This is a genomic window from Paracraurococcus ruber (genome assembly GCF_004353985.1).
Taxonomy (GTDB): domain Bacteria; phylum Pseudomonadota; class Alphaproteobacteria; order Acetobacterales; family Acetobacteraceae; genus Paracraurococcus; species Paracraurococcus ruber.
In genome coordinates, this window is the sequence record NZ_SMOA01000378.1 from 1 (window position 1) to 4,231 (window position 4,231).

Genomic DNA, 4,231 nt, shown 5'->3' on the forward strand with positions numbered 1-4,231 from the left:
GGCCGGGCGGCGGCGCCGGCCGCCGGGCGGCCTCGGGCGCCGGGGCGGCCGCCGGCAAAAGGCCGGCCATCGCCAGCAGGGCGAGGCGGCGCCTCATTCCGGCACCGGGCGGAAGGGCGTCGTGCCGGCCGGCCCAGCCGCGAAGCGCCAGACCAGGCGGCCATCGGCGCCGATCGCCAGCAGGCTGGCGCAGACCGTGCCGAAGCCGTCGGTCGGCGGCACCCGCAGCGTGTCGGCGATGCCGGCGCCGAGGCTGTCATCGGCCAGCAGCGCCTCCCACGCCGCCCAGTCGCCGCGATCGGGGTCGGGGGCCGGGGCGGCCCGGAAGCGCGGCAGGTGCCGGGCCGTGCGGGGGCTGGCCAGGTCGTTGGGATCATGCGCGGTGACCATGGCGAGGCCGGGGGGCAGGGGCACCGCCGCCGCCCGGTCCGCCCCGAGGCCACGCAGGAAGACGCCGCCGGCGCGGTCGGCCAGGACCATGTTGAAGGGCCGCCAATCTTCGGCGGGCAGGGCGGCAAGGCGCGCGGCGGCCGCGGCGGCGCTCCCGGCCTCCAGCGCCAGCAGGGGCAGGTCGCCGCGGCTGCGCTTGCCGGCGGCGGGGCCGAGGCTGCCCGGGCGGTTCAGCACCGCGGCCACCATGCCGCCGCGCGCCGCCATCCAGGTGCCGCCGCCGAGGCGGTCGCGGCCGCCGACCACCCGCGGGCGGTCCGGCCACCACTCGGCGGGCGGATCCCAGGGGCGATCCAGCCGCTCATCCCGGTTGGCAGCGATCAGCACCGGCCAGGGGTGCCCCGGCCGGTGCAGCAGGATCACGGTGCACATGCATGCGCACCGATGCGGCGGGGCAGGGCCCCGCCGGCCGTCAGCGGATGTAGATGCCGAAGCCCGGCGGCGGGGGCGGCGGCGCGTAGTAGCGCACCGGCGGCGGGAAATAGGCCGGCGGCGGGCCATAGTAGGCCGGCGGCGGCGCATAGTAGCGCGGCGGCGGCGCGTAGTAGACCGGCGGCGGCGGCGGCCGGTAGAAGCGCGGCGGCGGCGGCCGGTAGTAGCCGGGACCGGGGCCGTACCAATAGCCATGGGCCTCGGCGGCGGGGGCCAGCGCCAGGGCGCCGAGCCCGGCGGCCACGGCCAGCAGCATCACTCGCAGGCGGCGCATCGCACCAGAACTCCTCATGCTTGCCCCATATAGGCGCAGCCTGGGGCAGAAACGCGGCGGGGACGCGGCCCGCCCGGGGCGGCGGCATCACGCCCCCGCGAACACCCGGGCAAAGACCGTATCCACATGCCGGAAGTCCCGCTGCGGGTCCATCGCCGCCTGCAGCGCCGCGGCGTCCAGCCGGGCGGCGACCGCCGGGTTCGCCAGCAGGTTCGCGGCGAAGCTCCTGGCGTCGGGCTTGCCCAGCCGGGTCCAGGTCGCCATCGCCGCCGCCTGCACGGCGGCATAGCTCTCCTCCCGGCTCATGCCCGCCTGGGTCAGCGCCAGCAGCACCTTCTGGCTGTGCACGACGCCGCCCAGGCTCTCCAGGTTCTCCGCCATCCGCTCCGGGTAGACGGTCAGCTTCTCCATCATGCCGGTGGTGCGGGCCAGGGCAAAGTCGAGCGCGATGGTGGCGTCCGGCGCGATCACCCGCTCCACGCTGGAATGGCTGATGTCGCGTTCATGCCAGAGCGCGACATTCTCCAGCGCCGGGACGACATGGCCGCGCACCAGGCGGGCCAGGCCGGTCAGGTTCTCGCTCAGCACCGGGTTCCGCTTGTGCGGCATGGCGGAGGAGCCCTTCTGGCCGGCGTGGAAGAACTCCTCCGCCTCGCGCACCTCGCTCCGCTGCAGGTGGCGCACCTCAGTCGCCAGCCGCTCGATGCCCGCCGCCACCACGGCGAGTGCGGCGAAGAAGGCGGCGTGCCGGTCGCGCGGGATGACCTGGGTCGAGACGGGCTCGACCGCCAGCCCCAGCCTCTCCGCGACGAAGGCCTCCACCCGCGGGTCGACACTGGCGAAAGTGCCGACCGGGCCGGAGATCGCGCAGGTGGCGATCTCGGCGCGCGCCGCGGCCAACCGGGCGCGGTTGCGCGCGAACTCGGCATAGTGGCCGGCCAGCTTCAGGCCGAAGGTCGTCGGCTCGGCATGGATGCCGTGGCTGCGTCCGATGGTCGGGGTGTATTTGTGCTCCTCCGCCCGCGCCCGCAGGGCGGCCAGCAGGGCGTCCACATCCGCGATCAGCAGGTCGCAGGCCCGCGTCATCTGCACCGCCAGCGCGGTGTCCAGCACGTCGGAACTGGTCATGCCCTGGTGCATGAAGCGCGCCTCGGGGCCGATGCCCTCGCCCATCCAGGTGAGGAAGGCGATGACGTCGTGCCGCGTCACGCGCTCGATCGCGTCGATCGCCTCGACCTCGGCCGGGCCGATGCTGGCGGCGCGCGGCGCGCCCTTCTCCCGGATCACCCGCGCGGCCTCGGCCGGGATGGTGCCGAGCTGCGCCATGGCCTCGGCGGCCAGGGCCTCGATCTCGAACCAGATCCGGAAGCGCTCTTCCGGCGACCAGATCGCGGCCATCTGCGGGCGGGTATAGCGGGGGACCATCCGGGCCTGGCTCTCCAGCGGGGCGATTCGTGGCCGATGTGGACCGCAGCCCAGGGAAATGGCAAGTGCGGTCGAATTATGATGGCCGGTGGGTTGCCTCGCCATGGACGTATCTTTATGTCGCGGCCGCCATAACCGTTCCGCACTGCCCCCGCCTCGCCACTCTCCAGGAGTCCGACCATGCCGGATTGGGTCGTCCCGCTCGCCCAGGTTCTCTTCATCGACCTCGTCCTGGCGGGCGACAACGCGATCGTCGTCGGCATGGCCGCGGCCGGCCTGCCGGCCGAGCAGAAGCGCAAGGCGATCTTCTGGGGCATCGTCGCCGCGACGGTCATGCGCATCGGCTTCTCCGCCATCACCGTGCAGCTCCTGGCCATTCCCGGCCTGCTGGTGGTGGGCGGCCTGCTGCTGCTGTGGGTGTGCTGGAAGATGTTCCAGGACCTGCGCGGCGGGCATGAGAAGCAGCACGCCGTCGTCGCGGCCGAGGACGCGCCGGCCGAGGGCAAGACCATGCGCTCGGCCATCATCCAGATCCTGGTGGCCGACATCACCATGAGCCTCGACAACGTGCTGGCGGTGGCCGGCGCGTCGAAGGGCGTGCTCTGGGTGCTGGTGGTCGGCCTGGTCGTGTCGGTGGCCCTGATGGGCGTGGCCGCGACCTGGATCGCCAAGCTGCTCGAGCGCTACAAGTGGCTCGGCTGGGTCGGCCTGCTGATCATCCTGTATGTCTCGATCGACATGATCCGGCAGGGCTGGCCCGACATCCAGAAGCTGATCGGCTGACGCCGGCGGGGCCGGCCGCGGCCCCGCCTCCGCCCCCCCCCTGGCTTCACAGTGTCCCGGCGCGGTGCCATAGCTTGGGCCCGCGCCGGGCTTCCGGCCGTCTTTCGATTCCGGCCGGAGAGTACGCCGCATGGACATGACCCCGCTGATGGCCAGCTGGGACTGGTTCACCCTGACGCAGATCCTGGGCGTCAACATCGTCCTGTCCGGCGACAATGCCGTCCTCATCGCCCTCGCCGCCGCCGGCCTGCCGCCCGAGCAGCGGGCGCGCGCCATCATGTTCGGCATGGTGCTGGCGGTGGTGCTGCGCGTCATTCTCTCGGTCGCCGCGGTGCAGTTGCTGGCGATCCCCGGCCTGTTGCTGGTCGGCGGCCTGCTCCTGCTTTGGATCGCCTATGGCTTCTTCAAGGAGCTGCGGTCCGAGGAGAAGGACGAGGCCGAGGGCGGGCACCACCACGAAGTGAAGACGATGGCGACGGCGCTGCGCCAGATCGTCATCGCCGACGTGTCGATGAGCCTCGACAACGTCCTCGCGGTCGCCGGCGCGGCGGCCGGCAACATGCCGATGCTGGTGGTCGGGCTGGTCATCTCCATCCTGCTGATGGGCGTGGCGGCGACGCTGATCTCCAAGCTGCTCGAGCGCTACCGCTGGATCGCCTATCTCGGCGTCGCGCTGATCGTCTGGATCGGCCTGAAGATGATCTACGAGGACGCGCATCGCCTCTACGGCCTGTATGGCGGCGGGCATGCGGCGCTGCAGCAGCGCCCGGCGCTGGCGATCAGCGCTGCCGCATCCGGCGCCCGGCCGGGCTGATGCCGCGCCGGCCCGCGCTGGCGGCGGCGCTCGCGCTGGCCGCCTGCGCCGCG

Annotated in this window: 5 protein-coding genes; 2 read left to right on the forward strand and 3 right to left on the reverse strand. The window is 73.2% G+C overall.

What is annotated here, in order from left to right; genetic code table 11:
* Positions 1–93: 93 nt before the first annotated feature.
* From E2C05_RS29335 to purB, 3 genes are all read right to left on the reverse strand, one after another.
* Positions 94–822: an NRDE family protein gene (locus E2C05_RS29335; RefSeq protein ID WP_133223160.1), complete on the reverse strand. Its 729-nt coding sequence runs from the start codon at positions 820–822 to the stop codon at positions 94–96.
* Positions 823–862: 40 nt separating this feature from the next.
* Positions 863–1,156 (reverse strand): hypothetical protein, encoded by a 294-nt coding sequence (locus E2C05_RS29340; protein ID WP_133223161.1) that lies wholly within the window; start codon positions 1,154–1,156, stop codon positions 863–865.
* A gap of 87 nt (positions 1,157–1,243) precedes the next feature.
* Positions 1,244–2,581: an adenylosuccinate lyase gene (gene purB / locus E2C05_RS29345; RefSeq protein WP_133223162.1), complete on the reverse strand. Its 1,338-nt coding sequence runs from the start codon at positions 2,579–2,581 to the stop codon at positions 1,244–1,246.
* 180 nt (positions 2,582–2,761) lie between these two features.
* On the opposite strand from purB, the gene E2C05_RS29350 reads away from it, so the two are divergent.
* A complete protein-coding gene (locus tag E2C05_RS29350; RefSeq protein WP_133223163.1) occupies positions 2,762–3,364 on the forward strand; it encodes a YjbE family putative metal transport protein in 603 nt (200 codons plus the stop codon).
* Between the two features lie 130 nt (positions 3,365–3,494).
* Complete coding sequence (locus tag E2C05_RS29355) at positions 3,495–4,178, forward strand: YjbE family putative metal transport protein (RefSeq protein ID WP_200306564.1); 684 nt, start codon at positions 3,495–3,497, stop codon at positions 4,176–4,178.
* Positions 4,179–4,231: the final 53 nt, after the last annotated feature.

Excerpts from the sequence above, each read along its gene's own strand:
- E2C05_RS29335 (WP_133223160.1), bottom strand. The coding sequence starts at position 822 with ATGTGCACCGTGATCCTGCTGCACCGGCCGGGGCACCCCTGGCCGGTG.
- E2C05_RS29340 (WP_133223161.1), bottom strand. The coding sequence starts at position 1,156 with ATGCGCCGCCTGCGAGTGATGCTGCTGGCCGTGGCCGCCGGGCTCGGC.
- purB (WP_133223162.1), bottom strand. The coding sequence starts at position 2,581 with ATGGTCCCCCGCTATACCCGCCCGCAGATGGCCGCGATCTGGTCGCCG.
- E2C05_RS29350 (WP_133223163.1), top strand. The coding sequence starts at position 2,762 with ATGCCGGATTGGGTCGTCCCGCTCGCCCAGGTTCTCTTCATCGACCTC.
- E2C05_RS29355 (WP_200306564.1), top strand. The coding sequence starts at position 3,495 with ATGGACATGACCCCGCTGATGGCCAGCTGGGACTGGTTCACCCTGACG.